The organism is Pseudomonas sp. MD195_PC81_125, assembly GCF_014060985.1.
Lineage (GTDB): Bacteria > Pseudomonadota > Gammaproteobacteria > Pseudomonadales > Pseudomonadaceae > Aquipseudomonas > Aquipseudomonas parakoreensis.
In genome coordinates, this window is the sequence record NZ_JABULD010000258.1 from 1 (window position 1) to 661 (window position 661).

Here is a 661-nt window from a genome sequence, read left to right on the forward strand (position 1 = left end):
GGGGGCTTTTTTTACATCAGCCGCTTGAGCGCGCTATTACAGCAGCGGGATCGAGTAGCTGACGATCAGGCGGTTTTCATCCTGGTCACGCTGACCTGGGATGTCGTTGCGCCAGGTAGCGTTTTTCCACATGAAGCCCAGGTTTTTGGCCGGGCCTTCAGGAATAACGTAACCGATGGTCAGATCGCGTTCCCACTCGGAGTTGCCGTTGCCGTTCTCACGACGGTTGGAACCCACGGTGTCGATGTCGCTGCCGCGCAGGTAGACCATGCCGGCGGTCAGGCCTGGCAGGCCGACTTTGGCGAAGTCATACGAGTAGCGTGCTTGCCAGGTTTTCTCGCCAGCACGACCGAACTTCTGGATCTGCATGTCGGTAATGGTGTAGTTCGACGAACCGTCGCCCTGGTTCAGCCAAGGGAAGTCGGAGCTGCCGTTGGAAACCTGATAGCCGCCACCGAAAGTGTGACCTTCAACGGTATACAGGAACAGGCCGCTGTACAGGTTGTTGTCGATCGGACCTTTACCGCTGACATTGCCGACGTAGTTACCGTTGCCGAAGTAGGCGGCGGTGTTGCCGTTGGCGCCGTCGTCGCTGCTGTGGAAGTAGCGGAAGTCAGACTTCAGTACGCCTGGGCCGATTGCCCAGTTGTGAACCAGACCC

General features: G+C 58.2%; 1 protein-coding gene. It reads right to left on the reverse strand.

Features of this window, described 5'->3' with window-relative positions; all coding sequences use genetic code 11:
- Positions 1-36: 36 nt before the first annotated feature.
- Positions 37-661, reverse strand: a 625-nt coding sequence (locus HT737_RS11305; protein ID WP_182402565.1) for an OprD family outer membrane porin, incomplete at its 5' end; no start/stop codon positions are given.